This window comes from Pedobacter sp. BS3 (assembly GCF_008274585.1).
Taxonomy (GTDB): Bacteria; Bacteroidota; Bacteroidia; order Sphingobacteriales; family Sphingobacteriaceae; genus Hufsiella_A.
In genome coordinates, this window is record NZ_VTRT01000004.1 from 178826 (window position 1) to 204226 (window position 25401).

Here is a 25401-nt window from a genome sequence, read left to right on the forward strand (position 1 = left end):
TTTGAATTAAGGTGCAATGAAGTTTTTGCAGATTAACTGATTATAAGGGCCGCTCTTTCCTTATCTTTGGACTGTGTCGCATCCGCTTATTGAGCTTCAGAATGTTACCCGGCAATATACTCCCGAAATTCCATCAGGAGTAAAAAATGTATCTGTTGCTGTCCGGAAAGGCGGTGTAACCGCTATTATCGGTGAAAGTGGAAGCGGGAAAAGTACATTGCTAAAGCTGATATATGGTCTGTTGGCTCCCGATGAGGGTGATCTCCTGTATGAAGGCGCTCACATCAAAGGTCCGCATGAAAAGCTGATACCCGGGCACGATGCCATGAAAATGGTAAGCCAGGATTTTAGTCTGAACATTTACGCCAAAGCTTACGACAATATTGCGGCTTTGCTGCCCAATACAGATGTGCCTGCTAAACAGCAACGCACCTTAGAGGTAATGGAGCTGCTACGTATTGATCATCTACGGAACAAGCGTGCCGTTGATTTAAGCGGGGGAGAGCAGCAACGTGTGGCCATTGCCCGTGCCGTAATAACCCGACCGGAAGTGATTCTGCTCGACGAGCCGTTTAGCCAGGTTGATGCCATACTAAAAAGCCAGTTACGTGCCGATATTAAAAGCCTTTCGGCGCAGTTAGGCATAACCATTATTATGGTAACCCACGATCCTGCCGATGCGCTTTCCATGGCCGATGAGCTATGGATATTAAAGGATGGACGTTTACTTGAATCAGGCGCTCCGAAACAGTTATATTATCATCCGCAGAACAGCTACACAGCCAGGCTTTTAGCCGGAAGTAATATCCTCAATCAGAAGCAGGCAGCTTCTGTTGGTATTGATACACATTCAGCAGAGATCAGTATCCGTCCCGATCAGGTTGTATTGGGTGATGATACATCATCAGAAAACCTGTTTACCGTCAGGCAGCAACTGTTTAAGGGTTTCTATTATGAGCTGCTGCTTGAAAATTCAATGTGCCGGCTCAGGGCTATATCCTTAAATGAAATAACTGTGGGAGCGCCTGTATCTATAATTATAAACGGCTATACGGAATATAACTGATTCTGCCTGCGCTCGTTTGCAAAACGAGTGCATAAATCTATGGCGTTTGTAACGCCTGTAAGTGCCTAAAAAATTCCAATTAGCGAAGTTTGAGCGAGGCTGAACAACGAAAGGCGAACAACGATAAACGAATAACAATCACACCAGGTATTCAAACAAGGTCTGATCCTGGTTTATTTCCTTAAACTCAAATTTATGGGTACTCATCCGTTCAATCAGGGATGTATAATCCGCGGCAGATTTAAGTTCAATTCCCACCAGTGCCGGGCCACGTTCGCGTTCTGTTTTTTTAATAAATTCAAAGCGGGTAATATCGTCTTGTGGCCCCAATACCTCGTTTACAAATAATTTGAGCGCACCGGGACGTTGCGGAAAACGGATAATGAAATAGTGTTTCAGTCCTTCGTACAGTAGCGAAAGCTCTTTGATTTCCTGCATCCGGTCGATATCATTATTGCCTCCGCTGATAACACAAACCACATTTTTACCCTTTATTTTATCCCGGAAAATGTCCAAGGCGCTAACGGATAGCGCTCCTGCCGGTTCGGCAACAATGGCATCTTCGTTGTAGAGCTTTAATATGGTAGTACACACTTTCCCTTCGGGAATTAGGGCGATATCGTCCAGCAGGTTTTTACAAAAATCAAATGTCAGTGACCCGATGCGCTTTACCGCCGCTCCGTCTACAAAACGGTTAATGGATTCCAGTGTAACCGGTCCGCCTACTTCCAACGCCCGTTTTAGCGATGGAGCGCCTTCCGGCTCAACGCCCAGAATTTTTATATCAGGTTTTACCTGCTTGAGGTAGCTGCTCACTCCGGCAGCTAAACCGCCGCCGCCAACCGGCACAATAACAATGTCCGTTTCCGGTAAATCTTCAATGATTTCTATACCAACCGTACCCTGACCTTCGATGATGCGATAATCATCGAAAGGAGGGATGAACGTCATACTGTTGGCGCTGGTATATTCCAGTGCATCTTGCAGACAATCGTCAAACGTGTCGCCGGTAAGGATAATTTCAATATGATCGCCACCAAACATTTCGGTTTGGGTAACCTTTTGCCGGGGCGTGATAGTAGGCATAAATATAATGCCTTTAATACCCATCTGTTTGCAGGAGAAAGCTACTCCCTGGGCATGATTGCCGGCGCTGGCACATACCACGCCATTAGCAAGTTGTTCCTGACCAAGCTGGCTGATCATGTTATAAGCTCCCCGTAGCTTATAGGATCGTACAACCTGTAGATCTTCACGTTTCAGGTAAACTTTACAGTTATATTTTTCAGACAGCCTGGGGTTATAAATTAACGGTGTATGTTTAACCACTTCTTTTAACCTTTCTGCCGCTGCCGGGATGTTTAGTTTTTGCTGCATGGGGGCCTGTTTCAACGCAGACAGCGTTCAAAACGCTGTCTGCGTTAAGTGTTATATATTCTTTGCCAGCCAGTCGCCAACTTCGCTGGTTTTGTAGGCTTTGTTTTTACCGGCAAGGTCTTCGGTTACAATACCTTCGGCCAGCGATTTGTTCACTACCTGCCTGATGGCTTCTGCTTCTTCTTTTAAGCCGAATGCGTCCTCAAACATCATAGCAGCAGAAAGTACGGTTGCCAGCGGATTGGCAATGTCTTTTCCGGCAGCCTGCGGATATGAACCGTGGATCGGCTCATAAAGCGAGGTGTGAACACCTACAGAAGCGGATGGCATTAAGCCCATGGAGCCTGAAATCACCGAAGCTTCATCGGTTAAAATATCACCAAACAGGTTTTCGGTAATAATGACATCGTAAGCGCTTGGCCATTGTACTAAGCGCATGGCTACAGCATCAACAAATTCATAGCTTACTTCAACTTCGGGATAATCTTTTTCCATGCTTTGAACGGTTTCACGCCATAAGCGGGAACTTTCAAGCACGTTAGCTTTATCTACACAACATAATTTTTTACGACGGGTTAACGCCATCTCGAAACCTAATTTAGCTAAGCGTTTTACTTCCTCGCGGGTATAGGTACAGGTATCGAAAGCGGTGTTGCCGTCATCTTTCCTGCCGCGTTCTCCAAAGTAAATCCCACCGGTAAGCTCACGTAAAATAATCAGGTCTGTACCTTCAATGCGTTCTCTTTTTAACGGGGAGTTATCAATCAAAGAGGGGAATGTAAATGTGGGACGAACGTTGGCAAACAAACCCAGCTTTTTACGCATTTTTAATAGTCCCTGCTCCGGACGTACAGTGGCTTTAGGGTCGTTGTCAAAACGGGGATGGCCAATGGCTCCGAATAAAACGGCATCGGCAGCCATACATACCTCGTGGGTTTCATCGGGATAAGGCTCGCCTACGGCATCAATCGCGGCAGCGCCGGTCAATGCAGATGTCCAGTTAATTTCGTGATTGAATTTTTTTGCTACGGCATTTGAAACCTTTACGGCCTGGTCAATAACCTCGGGGCCTATGCCATCGCCTGCTAAAAGCGCAATGTTTAACTTCATTTTGATTGTTTTGTATGATGTTTAAATAATATTCAGCATTTTTTGGGTGGATTTGATAGCCGAGACCGTTTGATCTGAATCCAGTCCACGGGTAATAAAGGTGCGGTTGCCCGTTTCCCAGGTAATAATGGTTTCACATAAGGCATCGGTGGCGCTTCCGGGCGCTATTCTGACCATATAGTCAACCAGTTTAGGTAAACTACGTCCTTTTTGGTTATATACCTTGCCTAAAGCGTTCATAAAGGCATCGAACTGGCCGTCGCCCTGGGCGTGCTCTTCGGTAATTTTGCCGTCTATCTTTACAGAGATTGTCGCGGATGGGCGTAGCCCCTTGGCATGGGTAAGCACGTACGATTCTACACTGACTTTTTCCTCGTATAAACTGCTATCCAGCACATCTGATATGATGTAAGGCAAATCTTCCTTGGTTACCGTTTCTTTCTTATCCCCCAGCTCGATAACCCGTTGTGTAACTTTTTTCAAATCTTCTTCATTCAGCTTCAGGCCAAGCTCCTGCAGGTTTTTTTCAATATTTGCCTTGCCGGATGTTTTTCCGAGGGCATATTTACGTTTCCGCCCGAAGCGTTCGGGTAGTAGATCATTGAAATACAGGTTTTTTTTATTGTCGCCATCGGCATGAATACCGGCCGTTTGGGTAAACACGTTATCGCCCACAATGGGTTTGTTGGCCGGGATCCGTATTCCCGAAAAGGTTTCAACCAGCTTGCTGACCTTGTAAATGGATGATTCCCTGATGCCGGTTTTTACTTCAGGTAGAAAATCATTAATGGCGGCTACAACACTGGCCATTGGCGCATTGCCCGCCCGCTCGCCCATGCCGTTAATGGTTAAATGCAGGCCGTTTGCACCGGCTTTAACCGCTTCCAGCACGTTGGCAGTACCCAGGTCGTAATCGTTATGGGCATGAAAATCTAAATGAAATAGGGGATATGCTGTACGTAATTGTGAAATATAGTCGGATGTTTCGGATGGTGTTAATACACCCAGTGTATCGGGCAATAATACTTTACCGATGGGTTGCGTTGCCAGGAAGTCGAGATATTGCCTTACATACTCCGGCGAGTTACGCATGCCGTTGCTCCAATCTTCGAGATAGACGTTGGTGGCAATCCGATGCTGTTGCGCCAGCTTAATTACCTGTGCAATCTCCTCAAAGTGTTGCTCCGGTGTTTTTTTGAGCTGATGTGTAAGGTGGTTGAGCGAACCCTTCGTGAGCAGGTTTTGTACGCGTACGCCGGCATTGACCATCCAGTCGATGGAAACGCCTTTATCTACGAACGAAAGTACTTCGAGGCGGTCGGTATAGCCGTGTTCTGCGGCCCATTTCATAATGGTTTTTACGGCTTCAAATTCGCCTGCCGATACCCGGGCCGAAGCAATTTCTACACGGTCTACACCCAATTCCTCCAGCAATAGCTGGGTAATGGTTAGCTTTTCTGAAATGGAAAATGATACGCCCGACGTTTGCTCTCCATCGCGGAGCGTCGTATCCATAATTTCAATTTTCCGTTTTTCCATGAGCCTGGTTTGTTGTCTGTAAATTATACCATAAAAGCGTTCCGGCATTTTGAAACGCTTTTAGGATGATGAAAGAAAGGGATAATTCGCCTGCTGCTGTTAGATGGGCAGGTGTGAGGCGAACTCCTGTATTTCTGATTTGATATTCTGCAAATAGTCGATATCATCAAACCCGTTCATCATATTTTCTTTTTTATAGCTGTTAATATCGAATGATTCGGATTCTCCCGTGGCAAGAAGCGTGATTTTTTGCTCCGGAAGATTAACCTCGATCTCCGTTTTCGGATCGTCATAAACAGCTTTGAAGATTTTTTCCAGAAATCCGGCGCTTACCTGTACGGGAAGCACGCCCACGTTGAGGCAGTTATTCCTGAAAATATCTGCGAAAAAGCTGGATACTACGCAACGGAAACCGTAATCGTAAACCGCCCAGGCGGCATGCTCCCTGGATGAGCCGGAACCAAAGTTCTTTCCGCCAACCAGTATCTTTCCGCTGTATACGGGATTGTTCAGCACGAAATCTTCTTTCGGCGTATTGTCCGGGTTATACCGCCAGTCGCGGAATAAGTTGTCGCCAAAACCAACGCGTTCAGTTGCTTTTAAGAAACGGGCCGGGATAATCTGGTCGGTATCCACGTTCTCAATCGGTAATGGAACCGCCGTGCTTGTTAATATTGTGAATTTATCGTATGCCATAATAAGCCTCACCCTAAATCCCTCTCCCAAGGAGAGGGACTTTCCGGGATTATATTTTAATGTTAATGATTATGTTACTAACTTTAGCTATCTATAACGCTTTGAGCTTTTTGCTTTCCGCTTTTTATTATACTAATTCTCCTTCTTCCATTAATTCCCTTGGGTCGGTTACTTTGCCGGTTACGGCAGCAGCAGCGGCAACCAACGGACTTGCCAGCATGGTGCGGGCTCCGGGGCCCTGGCGTCCTTCAAAGTTACGGTTTGAGGTGCTTACCGCGTATTTTCCGGCAGGAATTTTATCATCGTTCATGGCCAGGCAGGCTGAGCATCCGGGCTGGCGAAGCGTAAACCCGGCCTCGGTAAGAATATCCAGTAAACCTTCGTCCTTGATTTGTTGTTCAACAATATGAGAGCCGGGAACCAGCCAAACGGTTACATTATCAGCTTTCTTTCTGCCTTTAACCAGCGATGCAAATGCCCTGAAATCTTCGATACGGCCATTGGTACAGCTACCCACAAACACGTAATCTACTTTTTTGCCGATCATGGCATCGCCCTCGTGGAAGCCCATATAACCTAACGATTTTTCGTAGGTAGCGGCTCCGCCTTCTACTTCTTCGGCTTTAGGAATATGATGCGAAATGCCCATCCCCATACCCGGATTGGTTCCGTAGGTGATCATCGGTTCAATGTCGGCGCCGTCAAAAACAAACTCCTTGTCAAAAACAGCATCGTCATCGGTTTTCAGGGTTTTCCAGTATGCCATCGCTTTATCCCAGGCTTCGCCTTTAGGCGCAAATTCACGACCTTTTACATAATCAAATGTAGTTTGGTCGGGAGCGATCATGCCGCCGCGTGCACCCATCTCAATGCTCAGGTTACAAACCGTCATACGGCCTTCCATGCTCATATTACGAAATACCTCGCCCGCATATTCTACAAAATAGCCGGTTGCCCCGGAGGTAGTAAGCCTGGAGATGATGTATAATGCAACATCTTTTGGTGTAACGCCTTTGCTTAACGAGCCATTAACCGTAATGCGCATTTTTTTTGGTTTGGGTTGCATGATACATTGCGCTGAAAGTACCATTTCAACCTCAGAGGTTCCGATACCGAACGCTATGGCGCCAAATGCCCCATGCGTAGAAGTATGCGAATCGCCGCAGACTATGGTTACGCCGGGCAGTGTAATGCCGTTTTCGGGGCCTATAACGTGCACAATACCGTTTTTAAAGTGCCCCAATCCCCAATGCATGATGCCGTATTCTTTGGAGTTTTCTTCCAGCGCTTTCAGCTGGTTGGCAGAAAGCGGATCCTGGACCGGTAAATGCTGATTCTGAGTAGGCGTATTATGGTCGGCAGTAGCAAATGTACGTTCCGGATATAATACCTTAATACCCCTGGTTTTTAACCCCAGGAAAGCAACCGGGCTGGTTACTTCGTGAATTAAATGACGGTCTATAAATAATACGTCGGGGCCTCCCTCTATTTTACGCACCACATGCGCATCCCACACCTTATCAAATAACGTCTTGCTCATTTTTGTTATATTTCTCTATTGTTGTTAATGCTTATTGTTAAGTCAAAAGTAAAAAGTCAAAATTAAAAACAGGTAACACGTTTAAAACCAGATATATCAAAAATGTACTAATCAGACAATTTATAATTGACTTAGAGCCGGTTTAAATTTCATATAAAGATTTTACAGGCTTTAATTAATGGACGGTGAAGACACCGTCCATGGCTTCCTGCCGCTGCTGGTGGCGACTACCAGCAGCTCCGTATATCTTAACTTTTTCATTTTTAAACAGGCTCTTAATACTATTATATAAATTTGTTTACCGCGTCTAAGTAGGCTTGCGCCGATGCCTGTACAATATCGGTATGGAAACCATAGCCTAAATAGGTTTTTTCGTTGTAAACCAGTGTCATGGTTACTTTACAGTTATCGGTGCTGCCGCCATGTATGGAGTCGATATGCAATTCTTTGAGATTAATATCTTTCCCGATAATGGCATTTACGGCATTGATAGTAGCGTTTACCGGCCCGTTACCGGTTGCCGACGCTTCCTTTACCTCATTTTTATATTCTATCCGGATGGTTGATGTTGGAACTAACGGATGCCCGCATTGCACCTGTAAAAGCTTAATGTGGATTCCATCCTTATAGTTGTTAGTACCTTCGCCCATCAACGATAACAGATCATCATCGTTAATCTCTTTCTTTTTGTCTGCAAGAATAAGGAATCTTTCGTAAACCTCGTCTAAATTAATTTTATCCGGTACATAACCTAAACGCTCTAAATGGTGTTTCAGTGCGTGGCGGCCACTTCTGGCAGTCAGGATAATTTCAGACTGGTCAATGCCCACATCTTCGGGGTTAATGATCTCATAGTTTTCCCTGAATTTTAATACACCGTCCTGGTGGATGCCCGAGCTGTGCGCAAAAGCGTTTTTACCTACAATGGCTTTGTTGGGCTGAACAGGCATACGCATCATGCGGCTTACCATGCCGCTTAGCTGGTGGAATTTTTTGCTGTTGATGTTAGTGTATTTACCCAGCGTAGTGTGGGTTTTTAATATCATGGCAACTTCTTCCAGCGACGTGTTACCAGCCCGCTCACCGATGCCGTTTATGGTACACTCAACCTGACGGGCGCCGTTCTGGATGCCGGCAATGGTGTTCGCGGTAGCTAAACCTAAATCGTTATGACAGTGAACAGAAATAATGGCTTTGTCGATATTCTTAACATTATCCATTAAGAACTTGATTTTTGCGCCATACTGATCGGGCAGGCAGTAACCGTTCGTGTCGGGAATATTTACTACTGTTGCTCCCGCGGCAATAACGGCTTCAACCATTTTTGCCAGAAATTCGATATCCGCCCGGCCCGCATCTTCTGCATAGAACTCAATATCCTCAACAAACTTCTTGGCATATTTTACCGCATCAACACCCCGTTGCAGGATTTCTTCGCGGGTACTGTTGAATTTGTATTTAATGTGCATGTCCGATGAGCCGATACCGGTGTGTATCCGTGGTCTTTTGGCGTATTTAAGCGATTCCACAGCAGCGTCGATATCTTTGGTATTGGCTCTTGTCAAAGCGCAGATAACAGGCTCACTTACCGCTTTAGACAATTCTACCACGCTTTGGAAATCTCCCGGACTAGAAATAGGAAATCCTGCCTCAATAACATCAACACCCAGCAGTTCAAGCTCTTTTGCTATTTCAATCTTTTCGCTTGTGGTTAACTGGCAACCAGGTACCTGCTCGCCATCTCTTAACGTGGTGTCAAATACATAAATACGGTTCGGATCGTGTATCATAGTTCTGTTTGTATTTTTAAGGCCCAGGGCCGGTTTTTATACTTTATTCAGAAGTCGCTTGTTAAACGCGACCTGTTTGTTTCAATGTTAATTTACCTGCTGAAAATCTGCCGGTTCTGTTTCCGGTACGTTGATATCTTCAATTATTTTTACTGTTCCTTTTTCCAGCACAATTCTTTTTTCCAGTGTGTCCGGCAAAGCCGATTCATAGTGACCTACGTAAATCAGGGTCATGCCATTGCTGCACAGCTCGTCGACCAATTGGTTGAAGTATCGGGTTTGCTGCTGGTCTAATCCCTGGCAGGGCTCATCTAAAATCAGTAATTCCGGATCTTTGATAATGGTTCTTGCCAGCAGTGTCAGACGTTGTTTTCCTAAAGGCAAGGTGCCTAAAATTTCGTTTTTGATATCTGTAAGTCCGAAATAAGCTACCAGCTCATCTACTTTCTGGGCTTTACTGTAAGGTAATTCCAGCGTTAAGCCAAAATTATCGTACAGGCCGGATGCAATGCTTTGCCATACGGTGGAAGATGAGTCAAAGTACCAGTGAAACTCGGGGGAAATCAGGCCGATACGTTGTTTGATATCCCAGATACTTTCCCCGCTTCCTCTCGGCTTACCAAAAAGATAAAGCCCATCGGTATAAGCCTGCGGATGATCACCGTTCAACAGGCTTAACAGGGTTGACTTCCCGGAACCATTATGACCTTGTAAAAGCCATTTTTCTCCTTTGTTTACCTCCCAATTGATATTCTTTAACACTTGCTTTTCACCATAACTAATGTTGATGTTCACCATCTTAACAATATGGTCTGATGAATAATTAGGCGGTACTTTTAAGAAACCGGGAATCTCACGCAATGGCTGGTCGGCTTCTAATTGTAATTCTTCTGCCGAAGCGACTTCAACTAAGGTTCCTTCTAACAAGGCAAAACGATTTATCGCCGAAGGTGCATGCTCATCGTTGGAAATCAATATCAGCGTAACGCCTTCCGCGGCCGCCTCATCTAACAGTCTATTCAGAACTTTACGGGAGTTTACGTCTAAACCGGTGTAAGGCTGATCGATGATAAGCAATTGTGGTTTTAGCCATAACGCTTTTATCAATTGGAGTTTTTTATGCTCGCCGCTTGATAGCTCAATCAGTTGTGAATCCCGTTGTCCGGAATAGCCCAGGGCATCTATCAATACTTCCGCCTCTGTAAAATCAAGATTATTTTCTTTGCCAAAAAGTTTTAATTCGGCTTTTACCGTTAGCGTTTCTTTAAACTGGAGATTGGTGTAACGCTGCTGATAATAGAAATTGGCAACGCCTTCTAAATTTTTGAACTGATACCAGCTTTCTACATAAAGTACGCGGGCCGGAAGCTTGCTTGTGGTATCAAAGTTAATGTCGATTTCTCCAACTGCACTTTGCTGCCCCGCAATGATTTTAGCTAACGATGTTTTACCGCTTCCGCTGATACCGTTTAATAACCAATTGTCTCCACGATTAATGGTCCAATTCAAATCCTTTAATACAACGTTGTTTTTGTATTTCAGGTTTAAATGCCGGATATGGACGACGGGTTGTTTCATGGCCTCACCCCTAAATCCCCTCTCCAAAAGAGAGGGGACTTTTAGAAGAATAAATTTAATTTATTACATTAATTAATACATAGCGCTCTCGTTACTCCCTCTCCCTTGGAGAGGTTCGGGGAGAGGCCTTTAAACTGTTTTTATCGCTTTCATGGCAGTCATGGCTTTACGCAGCTTTCTGCCTACAATTTCTACCGGATGCTCACGTAAAACCTCGTTAATGGCCACTAATTCTGCATTATCAACAGAACCGTCTTTACCTTCGTTATAGTTTTTGCCTACTAAATCGGTATCAACAGTTTTCATGAAATCTGCCAACAAAGGTTTACAAGCCTGATCGAATAAATAACAACCATATTCAGCTGTATCAGAAATTACCCGGTTCATTTCGAATAATTTTTTACGTGCAATGGTGTTGGCGATAAGCGGGGTTTCGTGCAGCGATTCGTAGTAAGCGGATTCTGCTTTGATGCCGGCCTCAACCATGGTTTCAAAAGCTAATTCAACACCGGCTCTGATAAAGGCAACCATTAACAGGTAATTGTCGAAATATTCCTGCTCGCCAATTTTAACATCGCCTGCCGGAGTTTTTTCAAAAGCGGTTTCGCCTGTTTCAGCCCGCCATTTTAACAAATTAGCATCGCCATTGGCCCAGTCTTCCATCATGGTTTTGCTGAACTCGCCCGACATGATATCGTCCTGGTGCTTTTGAAACAGCGGGCGCATGATGTCTTTCAGCTCTTCAGAAATTTTAAATGCTTTGATCTTTGCAGGATTACTTAAACGATCCATCATGCCGCTTACGCCGCCGTGCTTTAAGGCTTCGGTAATTACTTCAACGCCATACTGAACCAATTTAGAGGCATAACCCGGATCAATTCCTTTTTCAATCATCTTATCGAAAGAAAGGATGGAGCCTGTTTGCAGTAAACCGCAAAGGATGGTTTGCTCGCCCATTAAGTCGGACTTTACCTCGGCTACAAAAGATGATCTCAGCACACCTGCCCGGTGACCGCCGGTTCCTACACAATACGCTTTTGCCTGAGCCAGGCCTTTTCCTTCCGGATCATTTTCGGGGTGAACGGCAATTAATGTAGGTACACCAAATCCTCTTAAATACTCTGATCTAACCTCAGAACCGGGGCTTTTAGGGGCAACCATAATTACGGTAATATCCTTACGGATCTGCATGCCTTCTTCTACAATGTTAAAGCCATGAGAATACAGCAGGGTAGAGCCCTGTTTCATAAAAGGCATTATGGCATTAACTACAGCAGTATGTTGTTTGTCGGGAGTTAAATTTACAACCAGGTCGGCCGTAGGGATCAGCTCCTCGTAAGTGCCTACCTTAAAGTTATTGCTGGTAGCGTTTTTCCATGAATCTCTTTTGCCTTCGATAGCTTCCTTACGCAGTGCGTACGAAACGTCCAGTCCGCTATCTCTTAAGTTTAAACCCTGGTTCAAACCTTGAGCACCGCATCCAACGATCACAATTTTTTTACCTTTTAAAGCGTTTACGCCGTCTGCAAATTCTGAGTTTTCCATGAACTCGCACACGCCTAACTGGTTTAATTGCTCTCTTAAGGGTAAGGTGTTAAAATAATTTGCCATTTTCTTAATTATGTTCTGTTTTTATGTTACTGTTTAAATCTTAATTACATTGTGAATACCTTATCCCGTTTATTTAAGTATTCATTTTCTATAACCTCTTCGCCGGGCTCACGTTGCTCAAATTCACGGAGCTTCTGGTTGAAGCCCTCGCTGTCTTTAATAATAGCTACACGGGCGCTACGCACAAACTCTATCAATCCATAGGGTTGTAATACCTCAATTAAGGTATCTGTTTCTTCGCGATGGCCGGTAGTTTCAAAAACGGTATAATCTTTACGGATAACCACCGCCCGGGCCCCATGCTCACGCAACAGGCGCTCAACGCTGGCTTTTTCGGCGATAGCCTCGGTTGGGACTTTGTATAAAGCCATTTCCTGCCAGATGATGTCATCGTTGGTATTGTAATATACCTTTAACACTTCAACCTGCTTCTCTATCTGCCGGGCCAGCTTGCGTACAACATCTTCGGTTTCATCAATAACAATGTTGAACCGGTGAATTCCCTCAATTTCAGAAGGCGATGTATTTAAACTATCGATATTAATTTTTCGGCGTGTAAATATAATAGCTATCCGGTTAAGTAAACCAATTTGGTTTTCAGTATAAACGGTGATATTAAATTCCTTCTTTTCCGGATGTTTATGATTTGTTTCCATCTTGTTTGCGTTTATTTTAACCTGATCTCACTTACGCTGCATCCCTGTGGCACCATCGGGAAAACATTATTTTCTTTGGTAACAGTTACTTCGAGCAGGTAAGAGCCCTGATGATTTAACATGGTCTGCAATGCTGCTTCGAGATCTTTGCGATCTGAAATGCTGTTACCGTCAATTTTGTATGCTTTTGCCAGGGCTACAAAATCAGGACTTTCGATATCTACAAATGAATACCGGCGATCGTTGAACAGCTCCTGCCATTGCCGTACCATGCCCAGGAAGTGATTATTGAGGATAAGTATTTTCACATCGATGCCGGTTTGCATGATGGTTCCAAGTTCCTGTAAAGTCATCTGGAAGCCACCGTCGCCAATTACAGCGACTACCGTACGGTTAGGTGCGCCGAACTTAGCGCCGATAGCCGCCGGAAGTGCAAAGCCCATTGTGCCTAATCCGCCGCTGGTAACATTGCTGCGGGTTTGATTAAATTTGGCATAGCGGCAGGCCACCATCTGGTGCTGGCCAACATCGGTTACAATCACAGCATCGCCTTTGGTCAATTTGTTGAGCTTGTCAATCACTTCGCCCATGGTCATCTCCCCGGTTTGCGGATGCAATTCCTTCCGGATAACCGCCTCAATTTCCTGCTGCTCATAATCCCTGAACTTTTGTAGCCATTCGGGATGTTCTTTTTTCTCAACCAGCCTGGTCAGCAAAGGCAGTGTTTCCTTGCAATCGCCCCATACCGGAACGGTTGTTTGTACGTTTTTGTCGATCTCCGCCGGATCAATATCCAGGTGGATCACCTGTGCCTGCCTGGCGTATTTGTCTAAACGGCCTGTTACACGGTCGTCAAAACGCATGCCTACGGCTATCAGCACGTCGCATTCGTTGGTCAAAACGTTAGGGCCGTAGTTACCGTGCATGCCCAGCATGCCCACGTTTAACGGATGGCCGGTTGGCAAAGCGCCTGCGCCCAGAACCGTCCAGGCTGAAGGAATACCGCTTTTTTCTACAAAGGCTTTGAACTCGGCTTCGGCGCCGCCTAAAATAACCCCCTGGCCAAACAACACGAACGGTTTCTTTGCTGCGTTGATCAGCTCGGCGGCACGCTCAATATATTCTTCGCGTACGTTGGGCTTTGGCCGGTAGCTGCGTATGTGATTACAAGGCGTATATCCTTTATAGTTAAATTTCTGAACCTGGGCGTTCTTGGTAATATCGATCAATACCGGCCCGGGACGGCCGCTGCGGGCGATGTAGAATGCCTTGGCTATGGCTTCGGGAATTTCGCAGGCATCGGTTACCTGGTAATTCCATTTGGTTACCGGAGTGGTGATGTTGATAACATCCGTTTCCTGGAAAGCATCGGTTCCCAGCAGGTGCGCAAACACTTGTCCGGTAATACATACTACCGGCGTGCTGTCTATCTGCGCATCGGCTAAACCGGTAACCAGGTTGGTTGCCCCGGGGCCGCTGGTGGCAAATACCACGCCTACCTTGCCGGAAGTACGGGCATATCCCTGACCGGCATGGATGCCTCCCTGTTCATGACGGACTAAGATGTGGTTCACCTTATCACGATAATCGTAAAGCGCATCATAAATTGGCATAATAGCACCGCCGGGATAGCCAAAAATAGTATCTGTCCCTTCAGCAAGAAGACACTCAATTACTGCCTGGCTGCCAGTCATCGTTTGAGCTTGTTCGGGCTGTGTTGAGGCTTCTTCTTTTTGTAATTCAAGGGTATTCATAACTTAATGTTTTTATTATTGTTTTATAATTTGAAACCGATTCTTTCGGCCCCCTCCAACTCCCCCTTAAGGGGAGGGTTTTAGGCCGCTGCTTTTTCACCCGGTATATTTTCGAGTGCCTTGTAAACCTGGATGGGTTGTATATCATGGCTACAGACTCGGTCTTTTAGCTCTTTCAATTGCTCTTTTAAATCACTTTGCTGTAACAATACTCTTCTTACTTCCACAAATGCCCGCATAATTGTAACCCCTATCTTCAAAGGAGGAGCTTTAGTAGCTGTTGTATGTGTGATTTTCTCGCTCAATGAATACAATTTAAATTATTTACGCAATTATAATCCCTCCCTTTGGGAGGGTTGGGTGGGCCTATTCATCGGTTACGCATCCTTCAGAAGCATCTTTTACAAATTTTGCGTATTTGTAAAGAACACCGCGGCTAACCTTTAGCGCCGGTTTTTGCCAGGCAGCACGGCGTTTCGCAATTTCTTCCTCTGATACTTTTAAATTGATGGTATTATTTACAGCGTCTATTTCAATAACATCATCATCTTTTACGAGGCCTATCAAGCCGCCTTCAAAAGCTTCGGGTGTAATGTGCCCTACCACAAATCCGTGGGTGCCTCCGCTAAACCGTCCGTCGGTAATTAAGGCTACAGATTTTCCAAGTCCGGCGCCAATAATAGCAGAAGTTGGTTTCAGCATTTCGGGCATACCTGGTGCGCCCTTAGGCCCTTCATTCTTAATTACCACCACGTCTCCGGATTTTACTTTACCTTCTGCCAGCCCGGCAATGAGTTTCTTCTCCCCGTCAAACACCCGAGCGGTACCGGTGAATTTTTCACCTTCTTTACCGCTGATTTTCGCTACGCTTCCTTTTTCTGCCAGGTTGCCGTATAATATTTGTAAATGCCCTGTTTTTTTGATGGGGTTTTCAAGCGGATGAATAATGTCCTGGGTTTCAAAATTTAAATCAGGAACATCTGCCAGATTCTCTGCCAGTGTTTTTCCGGTTACTGTCAGGCAATCGCCATGCAATAATCCTTTCTGTAATAAATATTTTAAAACAGCCGGAGTACCGCCATTTTTATGCAGGTCTTCCATCATGTATTTCCCGCTGGGCTTAAAGTCTGCCAGCACAGGAATCCGGTCGCTTATAGCCTGAAAATCGTCTAAGGTTAAAGGAATATCCACACTTTTAGCCATAGCTATTAAATGCAGTACAGCGTTGGTGCTTCCACCCAATACCATAATGGTGACGATAGCGTTTTCAAATGCTTCGCGGGTCATGATATCGCGGGGCTTGATATCTTTTTCAAGCAGAATACGGATATATTTTCCGGCTTCAACGCATTCTTTTCGTTTTTCTTCGCCTCTTGCCGGGTTGCTGCTTGAGTAGGGGAGGCTCATTCCCATAGCCTCGATGGCTGAGGCCATTGTATTAGCGGTATACATACCACCACATGCGCCGGGGCCAATGCAGCTTCTTTTGATAATTTCCTTGAAATCTATCTCATCTATATTGTCGGCAATTTTTTGGCCTAATGCTTCAAATACAGAAACAATGTTCAGATCGTCTTTATCTTTATAATGCCCCGGTGCTATCGTTCCGCCGTATACCATGATGGAGGGGCGGTTAAGCCGGCCCATTGCCATTATTGAGCCGGGCATGTTTTTATCACAACCGGGTATGGTTATCAGCCCGTCGTAGTATTGTCCGCCACACACGGTTTCGATAGAATCAGCAATAAGATCGCGGCTAACCAGCGAATAGCGCATGCCATCTGTTCCGTTGGTCATGCCGTCACTTATGCCGATGGTATTAAAAATAAGGCCCACCAGGTTATTATCCCAGACGCCTTTTTTTACATCTTGTGCTAAGTCGTTCAGGTGCATGTTACACGGATTCCCGTCATATCCCATACTGGCAATGCCTACCTGCGCTTTGTCCAGATCTTCATCAGTAAGCCCGATGCCATAGAGTTGTGATTGTGCGGCCGGTTGGGTCGGATCCTGGGTAAGTGTTCTGCTGTAGCGGTTTAATACTGTCTTTTCTGCTGTTTCCATATTATATGATTACTTCATAATTTTCTTTTTCAAGAACCAGGTTCCTGTAAAATCGTTTAATTGTTGCTCCTATTGAATCTTCCCAATCGGTTTCAAAGGTTATATGATCAATGCTGCCTACGCCTACAATTTCTGTAGCAGTGCCGCACAGAAAGGCGCTTGTGCCGTTTCTGACATCGTTCAGCGTAAGTTGTTTTTCTACCAGCTCTATGCCTAACTGCCTGCAAATACCGATAACGGTTTGCCGGGTGATGCCTGGAAAAATATTACCTGTAGCCGGCGTAAACAGTTTGCCATTGCGTTCTAAAAAGAAATTGGCTCCGGATGTTTGGGCGATATATTGCTGATGGTCGAGCAGCAAGGCTTCGTCGTATCCTCGTTGCTTTGCATCGTTCGAGGCAAGGATAGAGGTAACGTAATGCCCTGTTACTTTTGCTTCTGTATGAATGGAGTTAGGATTATGCCGTTGATAGTTTGAGGTGCACAGGCGCAAAAGCCGCTCGCCTAAAACCGCCGACCACTCCCAGGCCGCAATCATTAAATGAGGCTCGCCGGGATGGCTAAGCTTCATATTGGGGCCGCAATAAACCAGCGGCCGGATATAGGCGTTGCGTAAGTGGTTTAGCTCCAGTAAATGATAAGTGTCTTCTATTAAGCGCCGGTTATTCCATTTGTAATCAATAGATAAGGCTCTGCACGATTGCTGAAGACGGTCAAAATGCTCTTCGGCCTTGAATATGCGAACACCGTTGTGGGTGTTGTATGCCCGGAGTCCTTCAAATACACCATAACCATAATGCAGCGTTTGGCTGAACAAATCGACACCTGTATCGGCAGCGTAAACAAATTTGCCGTTAAGGTATACCTGTGTTTTATGGTTATAATATTGCATCTGATTTTATAAAAAAAGCGTCGGCCGTATTAAGGGCAGGCGCCACAACTTTTATAATTAAGTTGCAAATCCAAGGTAGGTAGTTCAATTAATAGTGTCAATAGCTTGTATAAAATAATTGAAATTAGAATTTTATTTTGCTATATGCTGATTTATCCAAATTATTAAGTGAATATGTCGTGGTTTTTAAAAATATAAATATATTGATTGTATACCAAAGTTCAAAACGGTATACGGTTCAAATTTAATGATGAAGGTAAGATGATGCCTGTTTTCTGCGTAAAAATGAAATTTCTGCAAGAAAATTTAAAAAAAAGGCCGGCTGAATCTGTTCAGCCGGCCTTTTTTTTGCCTGATTTTGTGTTATTGATTAATGCCTTCGGCAAGCACTACAATAGAGTTACGTAATGCCTCAATAACGCCTCCTTTTATAAACAAGGATTGTGAGTCTTTGCCATTTCTGATGATCACCTGGCCATCGTCAAGTGTAGAGATAATAGGCGCATGATCTTTCAGTATTTCAAAAGATCCGGCACTTCCCGGTACGGTGATCGAAGTGATCTCGCCTTCAAAAACGGTTTTATCAGGTGTTAATATTTCTAATTTCATTGCCCCTCTCTTATCTCCCCAAAGGGGAGAGGATTAAAATAGTTATTTATAAGCCTTTCCTTTTCCTCCATTTTGGGGAGGCCGGTGGGGCTATGCGTTTGCTTCAGCTAATATTTTCTTACCTTTTTCAATAGCATCTTCAATGGTACCAACCAGGTTGAAAGCTGCTTCAGGGTATTCGTCAACTTCACCGTCAATGATCATATTGAAACCTTTGATGGTATCTTTAATGTCAACCAATACACCTTTCAGTCCGGTAAACTGCTCGGCTACGTGGAATGGCTGAGACAGGAAGCGTTGTACACGACGTGCCCGGCTAACTACCAGCTTATCTTCTTCAGACAGCTCGTCCATACCCAGGATGGCGATGATATCCTGAAGCTCTTTATAGCGTTGCAGGATTTGTTTTACACGTTGTGCGGTGTTGTAATGCTCATCGCCTAAAACCATCGGGCTTAATATTCGTGAAGTAGAGTCCAGGGGATCTACCGCAGGATAAATACCCAGCTCGGCAATTTTACGTGATAATACGGTTGTTGCATCCAAGTGGGCGAATGTAGTAGCAGGAGCAGGGTCGGTCAAGTCATCGGCAGGTACGTATACCGCTTGTACCGATGTAATTGAACCGCGTTTGGTTGATGTGATACGCTCCTGCATCAAACCCATTTCTGTGGCCAGCGTTGGCTGGTAACCTACGGCTGATGGCATACGGCCTAACAGCGCTGATACTTCAGAACCGGCCTGGGTGAAACGGAAGATGTTATCAATAAAGAACAGGATATCACGTCCTGCACCCTGACCGTCGCCATCGCGGAAATATTCTGCAATGGTAAGGCCGGATAAGGCTACACGGGCACGTGCGCCGGGAGGCTCATTCATCTGACCGAATACGAAAGTTGCCTTAGAATCTCTCAGTTCTTCCTGGTTCACTTTATCCAGGTTCCATTCGCCTTTCTCCATACCGTGCATGAAGTCTTCACCATATTTAATGATACCAGATTCAAGCATTTCACGCAGTAAGTCGTTTCCTTCACGGGTACGCTCGCCTACGCCGGCAAATACAGATAATCCGGAATATGCTTTCGCGATGTTATTAATCAGCTCCTGGATTAATACGGTTTTACCTACACCGGCACCACCGAACAGACCGATCTTTCCACCTTTTGCATAAGGCTCAAGCAGGTCAATTACCTTGATCCCGGTAAATAACACTTCGGTTTCGGTAGACAGATCCTCAAATTTAGGAGGCGTGTTGTGAATGGGACGCCCGTTTGATTTATCAAGGTTAGGAATACCATCAATTGCATCGCCAACCACATTGAATACACGGCCTTTAATTGCATCACCAACAGGCATTTTGATCGGGGCGGCAGTGTCTTCAACTTTCATTCCGCGAACTAATCCGTCGGTAGAGTCCATTGCAATAGCCCGTACCCGGTCTTCTCCAAGGTGCTGCTGAACTTCAAGGACAATTTTTTGTCCGTTGGATTTGGTGATCTCTAAGGCATCGTATATTTTAGGTAAATGAGCATCGTCAGCAAAGCTAACGTCAACTACCGGTCCGATGATTTGTGCTATTTTTCCAATGTTTGGCATACAAGTATGGTAAAATTTTTATAAATCAACTGTTTATCCCCTTCAAATGGGCGTATTTTTTGGTCTGCAAAAATATGCTTTATTCACAACAACTCAAACATCTAAATGCAGAAATTTATTTTTTGTGTAAAAAGCGAAAACTTGTCACGACATCAAGTGTTAATCAGAAGAAATACAGTTGGAAATGAAGTGCTGGGGTAACTATAAAAAAACGCTTTTATTCGCCGTTCTGGGAATATTAATGAGCCAATCGGCCTGGGCTATGGATGTCATGGATGATGTATCTGTAGTTAAGCACTGGTACACTCAACCTTTTATCGGATGCCTGGTTGTGCTCTTGTTAATATTTGTGCTGGTCTGGTGCAATGATTCCAAACATCATGACGGGCAGAAGGAGGGAAGATTTAAGGTATAAGGTTTATAGCCTATAGTCCGGAAAGTCGGAAAGTCGGAAAGTCGGAAAGTCCGGAAGTCGGAAAGTCCGGAAAGTCGGAAAAGACAAGAAAGTTTTAAGTTGTAAGTTTTACGTAGTACGTTTTAGGTAGAGAGCTAATAGAAACAAGAGTAAAGAAGCAAGAGACAAGAAAGGCTGGAAGGAGTAAAGTTTAGGGCTTAGGGTAGCTAATGGCTTATGGTTCATGGTTCATAGTCCGGAAAGTCCGAAAGACAGAAAAGACCGGAAGCGAGAAAGGTGGAAGGCAGAAGGTTTGAGGGCGTAAGGCGAACAATCCCGGGATTTCACTTTGCTCAACGACACCGGCAAGACAAACTAACCAACTAATCATTACCTTTAAGCCATGAAACGCATACTGGTAACGGGCAGCAACGGCTTATTGGGGCAAAAACTCACAGAACTTTTAGTAAAGCAACCTGATATCGTATTGATTGCTACATCCAAAGGCGAAGATCGTTATCCTGATCAGGATGGGTATTTGTACCGTTCACTTGATATTTCTGACGAGGCTGCCATTCGCCGGGTTGTTGCAGAAACCAATCCCGATGTGATCATCCATACAGCCGCAGTGACCAATGTTGATGTGTGCGAAGTGGATAAGCAGCAGTGTTATCATTTAAATGTACAGGTTGTGGCTAACCTGGCTGCCATTTGTTATGAGCACGATATTCACCTGATCCATCTTTCTACTGATTTTGTTTTTGACGGTGAAAACGGCCCTTACCGGGAAGATGATTTGCCTAATCCCTTGAGCTATTACGGTTATACCAAGTACGAGGCGGAGAAAGTTTTGCAGAATGCTCCATGCCGGTGGACCATTGTGCGTACGATATTGGTTTATGGTATTTTGCAGGATATGAGCCGCAGCAATATTATTTTGTGGGCAAAGGGGGCGCTGGAAAAGCAGCAGCCTATCCGGGTGGTGAATGATCAGTGGCGAATGCCTACCCTTGCTGAAGACCTGGCGATGGCCTGCTTACTGATAGCTCAAAAAGAAGCGTATGGAATTTACCATATATCAGGCAAGGATATGATGAGTATTTTTGAGCTGGTTAACCGGGTTGCTGCCTTCTGGAAGCTCGATCAGTCATTGATTATACCGGTTTCATCAGATGAATTGAACCAGACGGCAAACCGTCCGGCAAAAACCGGGTTTATTCTGGATAAGGCAATTGCCGGTTTGAATTACCAGCCGCATAGCTTTGCAGAAGGATTAAGCGAGGTTGACCGGCAACTGAGCAGCCGGATAGCACAACGTGAAATTAATATTAAACACTAACACATAAATTAAATATCATGGCACTAAAAAAAGGCGATAAAGCTCCTGCTTTTACATTAATTAGTTCTGAACTTAAAGAAGTCTCCCTGGATGATTACAAGGGTCGCAAGCTGGTTATCCACTTTTTCCCGATGGCCTTTACCGGCGTTTGCACCACGCAGCTTTGTACCATGCGTGATGATTTTGGTTATTATGAGGGTATAGGAGCGGGCATTATTGGTATTTCGGTGGATTCTCCTTTTACGTTGGCCAAGTTTAAAGCTGAGAATAATTACCAGTTCCCGTTGCTGTCTGATTTTAATAAAGAGGTTTCTAAGGCGTATGGTGCTTTTTATGATGAATTTGTTTTCGGATTGAAGGGTGTTGCTAAACGTGCAGCTTTTGTGGTAGACGAAAATCAGCAGATTGCTTATGCCGAAGTGTTGGATAATGCGGGCGATCTGCCGGATTTTGAAGCCATCAAAGCATCGCTGGGATAGTTTTCTGCCGGTTTTGAGAACATTTGTTCCGTAATTTGTTATTGGAGATATGACAGATACGGAACAACTGCTCCAGGAGAATCATCTGATTTATCAAACCGATGCCACGCCTGGCATAAGTCGTAAAAAATCAGGTAAAAACTTTATTTATATTGATGCCAAAGGAAACAAGGTTACCGATGAGAGAACGTTGTTGCGGATAAAGCAACTGGTTTTGCCGCCGGCCTGGACCAATGTATGGATATCGCCCAAAGCGAATGCCCATTTGCAGGCAACCGGTGTGGATGCTGCGGGCCGGAAACAGTACCGGTATCATACCGACTGGTGTAAATCGCGTAATCAGAATAAATTTTATCGCCTGCTTGAGTTCGGAACCAAGCTCCCTGAATTCAGGCGAAATCTGCGTAAAGACCTTCGCCGTCATCAGCTTGATGAGCGGAAGGTGCTGGCTATATCGGTAAGCCTCATGCAAAAAACGTTTATCCGTATTGGTAACGAATCATACAAGCAACTGTATGGAAGCTATGGGCTGAGCACACTTCGCGATAAGCATGTAAAAATAAACGGCAGCCGGATGAAACTGGCTTTTAAAGGAAAGAAAGGTGTTTTTCATGAGATTGAATTTTCTGACCGGACACTGGCCCGTTTGGTGAAGAAATGCCGCGATATCCCGGGGCAGGAACTGTTTCAATACTATACGGATAACGGTGAACGGCGCTCTATTGGCTCGGGGGCCATCAATAATTATATTAAAGAAATAACCTGTTGCGATTTTACGGCTAAAGATTTCAGAACCTGGTACGGCACGCTCGAAGCGCTGAAATGTTATGCAGGTTTTGAGGCGCCGGGAAGTCAGACGCTATCGCGGAAGATAACTAATACCATGCTGGACGAAGTGTCGGCAAAATTGGGTAACACCCGCAGTGTGTGTAAGAAATATTATGTTTTTCCGCCCCTGATCGAAGCTTATGAAGCAGGCAGGCTGCAACCGTATCTGAAAAAGCTGCATAACGATACGATCTCATCTACAGAAACGGGGCTGACGACGGATGAAAAAGTGCTGCTCAGCTTTTTAAAAGCTGAACGGAAACTGGAGGGTAAAAAGAAATGACACTGTTTTCCTTACTTAGTTGATGCTACTTTTGTTAATAAAAGGATTACCCTCCTTAAATACAGGTGAAGAAAGGTGTTATGCTAACTATCTCCATGGCTGCTGTTTTAAGCAACGGATCATTGTCAATAATTTCTGTCAGATGCTCATCCGACGAAACTTGTAAAATAATATACAGCCCGGTATCATTTAAGGTGTTGCCGTAAAACAATACACTGTTTTGCTTTTTCAGGCGATGGTAATAGGACTGATGAAGATTTCTATTCTTTTTATTGCCATTTTGTAGCTGCGCCTGCTCATCCATTGTTAAAACCAATGCAACATAATGCGGTTTAGAAAAATCGGTTGCCATCTGTTGTTTCTTTTTAACGTTCAAGTGCACAAAAGTGGATGAATAAAGCGGGACAGTTTTTATATCAAAAGGATGTTTTTTTATACCAAAAGGATTTTTAACACAAATTTTAAAATCATTTCCATTTTAATTGCCAATTTGCCCGTATGGGTATGAATATTCGCGATAACTCCGGAATCTGGCAGGAAATAGGCGCCAGTTTTGACCTGTTCCTTATGCAAGCGCCGCTGGTGGCAGAACGGCGGGAGAAGTACAGCTTTTCCTTCGGGGATGCAGAGCTGGTACAGATCTCTATGCCGGATATTTTCATCGTATATGGCGATATTCTGTTCAAGCATAGTCAATTGCATTTCCGCTCAACCGATATTCCGGATATGGTTGAACTGCACTTTGCCTTGTCCGGTAACGGAACGATGTATAATTATATTGACCAGAGAAGATATTTTTTCGAGCCCAACCAGCACAATATTATTTATACACCGGAACTGGATGGTGTTGGAGAATATGATACCAAATGCAATTACCGTTTTTTCGAGGTCCATTTTACCAAAGAGCGATTTCTGCAACTGGCAAAAGATTCGTGTAAAGCCCTCCAGGAATTTGCAGAACATGTGGCTTCCGGACGCTATACACAGATAGCAGAGCGAAGTCTTCCTGTCTCCCTGGTCATGCATAACTGTATCCGGGATATTATGAACTGTGATCATACCGCTGGTTTAAAACTGTTGTTCCTCCAGGCAAAGTGTATTGAATTGCTTGTTCTCCAGGCCGAGGCTTTTGAAAAGGCTGTTTCAAGAAAGCAGTCCCGGATATTGAAATCTGCATACGACAGAGACTGTATCTTCTACGCACGGGACTACCTGCTTCAGCATATTCACCAGCCACCCTCCATTGCACAACTGGCAAAAGTATGCGGGATCAATGAATTTAAGCTAAAGCAGGGATTTAAGGAGGTGTTTGACAGCAGCATATATGGTTATCTGAATAATCATAAACTTGATCATGCTAAAGACCTGCTACTGGCAGGCAAGCCGATAAAGTCGGTTGCAGCAGAACTGGGATATTCGTCTGTTCAGCACTTTAATACCGCCTTCCGGAAGAAGTTTGCTGTTTCTCCGGGTAAAGTGAAATCATAAAGCGGATGTATGTTTAAAGCGGTCAGATAACTGGCTTATCGGCAGATAAGTTACCGCTTTTGCTTGGTAATTTAACGGTAAACCGGCTTCCTTTGTCAAACTCACTTTGTACCTCAATACTACACTCTTTCTGTTCCGAACAGTCCCAACAATGGTTTTTCAGTGCTGGAAAGAATGAGCTGTTGCAGCTTGCCTTCAGAAATGCCACGAACCCTGGCAATACGTTTTACCTGTACTTTGGCTGCCTGTACGGAAATGTGCGGATCTAAACCACTGCCACTGGCTGTAACTAAATCGGAGGGAATATCCGGTTTATTGACGCCGGGATTGTGTGCTAAAAATGTATCAATTCTTGCCTGTACCGTTTTTAAGTAATCAGGATTGGTGGAGCCTTTGTTGCTGCCTGCCGAACCTGCGGCATTGTAATCTGTTGCAGAAGGACGGGAATAAAAATAATTGTCGTTTGTGAATTTTTGTCCGACGTTAGCATAATAAGTTTTACCGTTATGGATAATTACTTCGCCCTTACCCCTGTTATCTGCAAATTGTGCAACACCCAATACAATCAGGGTGTAAATACCTGAGAAAAATAAAAAGCAAACTATGGCTCACGCCTCATCAATCTGGGCAAAACCGAATCATACGGGTTTGAATTTACCCTTTCGGGCGATGTAATACGTTCCAAAAATTTTACCTGGAACTCTACATTTAC

The 25401-nt window shown here is 44.6% G+C and carries 23 protein-coding genes; 6 read left to right on the plus strand and 17 right to left on the minus strand.

What is annotated here, in order from left to right; translation table 11 throughout:
- Positions 1-73: 73 nt before the first annotated feature.
- Positions 74-1066: an ABC transporter ATP-binding protein gene (locus FW774_RS12555; protein WP_149348550.1), complete on the plus strand. Its 993-nt coding sequence runs from the start codon at positions 74-76 to the stop codon at positions 1064-1066.
- 138 nt (positions 1067-1204) lie between these two features.
- Here the strand turns inward: FW774_RS12555 and ilvA are convergent, their stop codons facing one another.
- The 15 genes from ilvA to atpD all read right to left on the minus strand — a co-directional run bounded on the left by ilvA (position 1205) and on the right by atpD (position 19878).
- The gene (gene ilvA / locus FW774_RS12560; RefSeq protein WP_149348551.1) at positions 1205-2443 is read right to left on the minus strand and encodes a threonine ammonia-lyase IlvA; all 1239 of its coding nucleotides are present in this window, start codon (positions 2441-2443) and stop codon (positions 1205-1207) included.
- Between the two features lie 51 nt (positions 2444-2494).
- On the minus strand, positions 2495-3553 hold the full coding sequence (leuB, locus tag FW774_RS12565) for a 3-isopropylmalate dehydrogenase (RefSeq protein WP_149348552.1): 1059 nt from the start codon (positions 3551-3553) through the stop codon (positions 2495-2497).
- 21 nt (positions 3554-3574) lie between these two features.
- Positions 3575-5092, minus strand: a complete 1518-nt coding sequence (locus tag FW774_RS12570; protein ID WP_149348553.1) for an alpha-isopropylmalate synthase regulatory domain-containing protein — start codon at positions 5090-5092, stop codon at positions 3575-3577.
- Between the two features lie 99 nt (positions 5093-5191).
- Positions 5192-5788 (minus strand): 3-isopropylmalate dehydratase small subunit, encoded by a 597-nt coding sequence (leuD, locus tag FW774_RS12575; RefSeq protein WP_149348554.1) that lies wholly within the window; start codon positions 5786-5788, stop codon positions 5192-5194.
- A 127-nt stretch (positions 5789-5915) separates the two neighbouring features.
- Positions 5916-7328 (minus strand): 3-isopropylmalate dehydratase large subunit, encoded by a 1413-nt coding sequence (gene leuC / locus FW774_RS12580; RefSeq protein ID WP_149348555.1) that lies wholly within the window; start codon positions 7326-7328, stop codon positions 5916-5918.
- A 284-nt stretch (positions 7329-7612) separates the two neighbouring features.
- The gene (locus FW774_RS12585; RefSeq protein WP_149348556.1) at positions 7613-9118 is read right to left on the minus strand and encodes a 2-isopropylmalate synthase; all 1506 of its coding nucleotides are present in this window, start codon (positions 9116-9118) and stop codon (positions 7613-7615) included.
- 87 nt (positions 9119-9205) lie between these two features.
- On the minus strand, positions 9206-10696 hold the full coding sequence (locus FW774_RS12590) for an ATP-binding cassette domain-containing protein (protein ID WP_149348557.1): 1491 nt from the start codon (positions 10694-10696) through the stop codon (positions 9206-9208).
- Between the two features lie 129 nt (positions 10697-10825).
- Positions 10826-12307, minus strand: coding sequence for a ketol-acid reductoisomerase (gene ilvC / locus FW774_RS12595; RefSeq protein ID WP_149348558.1), 1482 nt, complete (start codon positions 12305-12307; stop codon positions 10826-10828).
- A gap of 44 nt (positions 12308-12351) precedes the next feature.
- Positions 12352-12963 carry an acetolactate synthase small subunit gene (gene ilvN, locus FW774_RS12600; protein WP_149348559.1) on the minus strand — a complete coding sequence of 204 codons (612 nt, stop codon included), beginning with the start codon at positions 12961-12963 and terminating at the stop codon, positions 12352-12354.
- Positions 12964-12974: 11 nt separating this feature from the next.
- Positions 12975-14657 (minus strand): biosynthetic-type acetolactate synthase large subunit, encoded by a 1683-nt coding sequence (gene ilvB, locus FW774_RS12605; protein ID WP_410522739.1) that lies wholly within the window; start codon positions 14655-14657, stop codon positions 12975-12977.
- 140 nt (positions 14658-14797) lie between these two features.
- Entirely contained in the window at positions 14798-15022 is a 225-nt protein-coding gene (locus FW774_RS12610) for a hypothetical protein (protein ID WP_149348561.1), read from the minus strand.
- A 61-nt stretch (positions 15023-15083) separates the two neighbouring features.
- A complete protein-coding gene (ilvD, locus tag FW774_RS12615; protein WP_149348562.1) occupies positions 15084-16781 on the minus strand; it encodes a dihydroxy-acid dehydratase in 1698 nt (565 codons plus the stop codon).
- Between the two features lies 1 nt (position 16782).
- Positions 16783-17673 carry a branched-chain-amino-acid transaminase gene (gene ilvE, locus FW774_RS12620; protein ID WP_149348563.1) on the minus strand — a complete coding sequence of 297 codons (891 nt, stop codon included), beginning with the start codon at positions 17671-17673 and terminating at the stop codon, positions 16783-16785.
- Positions 17674-18036: 363 nt separating this feature from the next.
- Entirely contained in the window at positions 18037-18282 is a 246-nt protein-coding gene (gene atpC / locus FW774_RS12625; RefSeq protein ID WP_149348564.1) for an ATP synthase F1 subunit epsilon, read from the minus strand.
- A 90-nt stretch (positions 18283-18372) separates the two neighbouring features.
- Positions 18373-19878, minus strand: a complete 1506-nt coding sequence (gene atpD / locus FW774_RS12630) for a F0F1 ATP synthase subunit beta (RefSeq protein WP_149348565.1) — start codon at positions 19876-19878, stop codon at positions 18373-18375.
- Positions 19879-20056: 178 nt separating this feature from the next.
- Here atpD and FW774_RS12635 point away from each other — a divergent pair, with 178 nt between their 5' ends.
- From FW774_RS12635 to FW774_RS12650, 4 genes are all read left to right on the plus strand, one after another.
- The gene (locus FW774_RS12635; protein ID WP_149348566.1) at positions 20057-20293 is read left to right on the plus strand and encodes a hypothetical protein; all 237 of its coding nucleotides are present in this window, start codon (positions 20057-20059) and stop codon (positions 20291-20293) included.
- 382 nt (positions 20294-20675) lie between these two features.
- Positions 20676-21611: a dTDP-4-dehydrorhamnose reductase gene (gene rfbD / locus FW774_RS12640; protein ID WP_149348567.1), complete on the plus strand. Its 936-nt coding sequence runs from the start codon at positions 20676-20678 to the stop codon at positions 21609-21611.
- 17 nt (positions 21612-21628) lie between these two features.
- Entirely contained in the window at positions 21629-22090 is a 462-nt protein-coding gene (locus FW774_RS12645) for a redoxin domain-containing protein (protein WP_149348568.1), read from the plus strand.
- A 49-nt stretch (positions 22091-22139) separates the two neighbouring features.
- On the plus strand, positions 22140-23201 hold the full coding sequence (locus FW774_RS12650) for a DNA topoisomerase IB (protein WP_149348569.1): 1062 nt from the start codon (positions 22140-22142) through the stop codon (positions 23199-23201).
- 55 nt (positions 23202-23256) lie between these two features.
- On the opposite strand, the gene FW774_RS12655 is transcribed toward FW774_RS12650, so the two are convergent.
- Complete coding sequence (locus FW774_RS12655) at positions 23257-23553, minus strand: YciI family protein (RefSeq protein WP_149348570.1); 297 nt, start codon at positions 23551-23553, stop codon at positions 23257-23259.
- 146 nt (positions 23554-23699) lie between these two features.
- On the opposite strand from FW774_RS12655, the gene FW774_RS12660 reads away from it, so the two are divergent.
- Positions 23700-24689 (plus strand): helix-turn-helix transcriptional regulator, encoded by a 990-nt coding sequence (locus tag FW774_RS12660; RefSeq protein ID WP_149348571.1) that lies wholly within the window; start codon positions 23700-23702, stop codon positions 24687-24689.
- Between the two features lie 119 nt (positions 24690-24808).
- Here FW774_RS12660 and FW774_RS12665 read toward each other — a convergent pair whose 3' ends face one another.
- Positions 24809-25294 (minus strand): potassium-transporting ATPase subunit C, encoded by a 486-nt coding sequence (locus FW774_RS12665; protein ID WP_410522740.1) that lies wholly within the window; start codon positions 25292-25294, stop codon positions 24809-24811.
- Between the last annotated feature and the right edge of the window lie 107 nt (positions 25295-25401).

What these genes read in the sequence shown, in the direction of transcription:
- ilvA (WP_149348551.1), bottom strand. Translation starts at nt 2,443, where the DNA reads ATGCAGCAAAAACTAAACATCCCGGCAGCGGCAGAAAGGTTAAAAGAA.
- leuB (WP_149348552.1), bottom strand. Translation starts at nt 3,553, where the DNA reads ATGAAGTTAAACATTGCGCTTTTAGCAGGCGATGGCATAGGCCCCGAG.
- FW774_RS12570 (WP_149348553.1), bottom strand. Translation starts at nt 5,092, where the DNA reads ATGGAAAAACGGAAAATTGAAATTATGGATACGACGCTCCGCGATGGA.
- leuD (WP_149348554.1), bottom strand. Translation starts at nt 5,788, where the DNA reads ATGGCATACGATAAATTCACAATATTAACAAGCACGGCGGTTCCATTA.
- leuC (WP_149348555.1), bottom strand. Translation starts at nt 7,328, where the DNA reads ATGAGCAAGACGTTATTTGATAAGGTGTGGGATGCGCATGTGGTGCGT.
- FW774_RS12585 (WP_149348556.1), bottom strand. Translation starts at nt 9,118, where the DNA reads ATGATACACGATCCGAACCGTATTTATGTATTTGACACCACGTTAAGA.
- FW774_RS12590 (WP_149348557.1), bottom strand. Translation starts at nt 10,696, where the DNA reads ATGAAACAACCCGTCGTCCATATCCGGCATTTAAACCTGAAATACAAA.
- ilvC (WP_149348558.1), bottom strand. Translation starts at nt 12,307, where the DNA reads ATGGCAAATTATTTTAACACCTTACCCTTAAGAGAGCAATTAAACCAG.
- ilvN (WP_149348559.1), bottom strand. Translation starts at nt 12,963, where the DNA reads ATGGAAACAAATCATAAACATCCGGAAAAGAAGGAATTTAATATCACC.
- ilvB (WP_410522739.1), bottom strand. Translation starts at nt 14,657, where the DNA reads ATGACTGGCAGCCAGGCAGTAATTGAGTGTCTTCTTGCTGAAGGGACA.
- ilvD (WP_149348562.1), bottom strand. Translation starts at nt 16,781, where the DNA reads ATGGAAACAGCAGAAAAGACAGTATTAAACCGCTACAGCAGAACACTT.
- ilvE (WP_149348563.1), bottom strand. Translation starts at nt 17,673, where the DNA reads ATGCAATATTATAACCATAAAACACAGGTATACCTTAACGGCAAATTT.
- atpC (WP_149348564.1), bottom strand. Translation starts at nt 18,282, where the DNA reads ATGAAATTAGAAATATTAACACCTGATAAAACCGTTTTTGAAGGCGAG.
- atpD (WP_149348565.1), bottom strand. Translation starts at nt 19,878, where the DNA reads ATGCCAAACATTGGAAAAATAGCACAAATCATCGGACCGGTAGTTGAC.
- rfbD (WP_149348567.1), top strand. Translation starts at nt 20,676, where the DNA reads ATGAAACGCATACTGGTAACGGGCAGCAACGGCTTATTGGGGCAAAAA.
- FW774_RS12645 (WP_149348568.1), top strand. Translation starts at nt 21,629, where the DNA reads ATGGCACTAAAAAAAGGCGATAAAGCTCCTGCTTTTACATTAATTAGT.
- FW774_RS12650 (WP_149348569.1), top strand. Translation starts at nt 22,140, where the DNA reads ATGACAGATACGGAACAACTGCTCCAGGAGAATCATCTGATTTATCAA.
- FW774_RS12655 (WP_149348570.1), bottom strand. Translation starts at nt 23,553, where the DNA reads ATGGCAACCGATTTTTCTAAACCGCATTATGTTGCATTGGTTTTAACA.
- FW774_RS12660 (WP_149348571.1), top strand. Translation starts at nt 23,700, where the DNA reads ATGGGTATGAATATTCGCGATAACTCCGGAATCTGGCAGGAAATAGGC.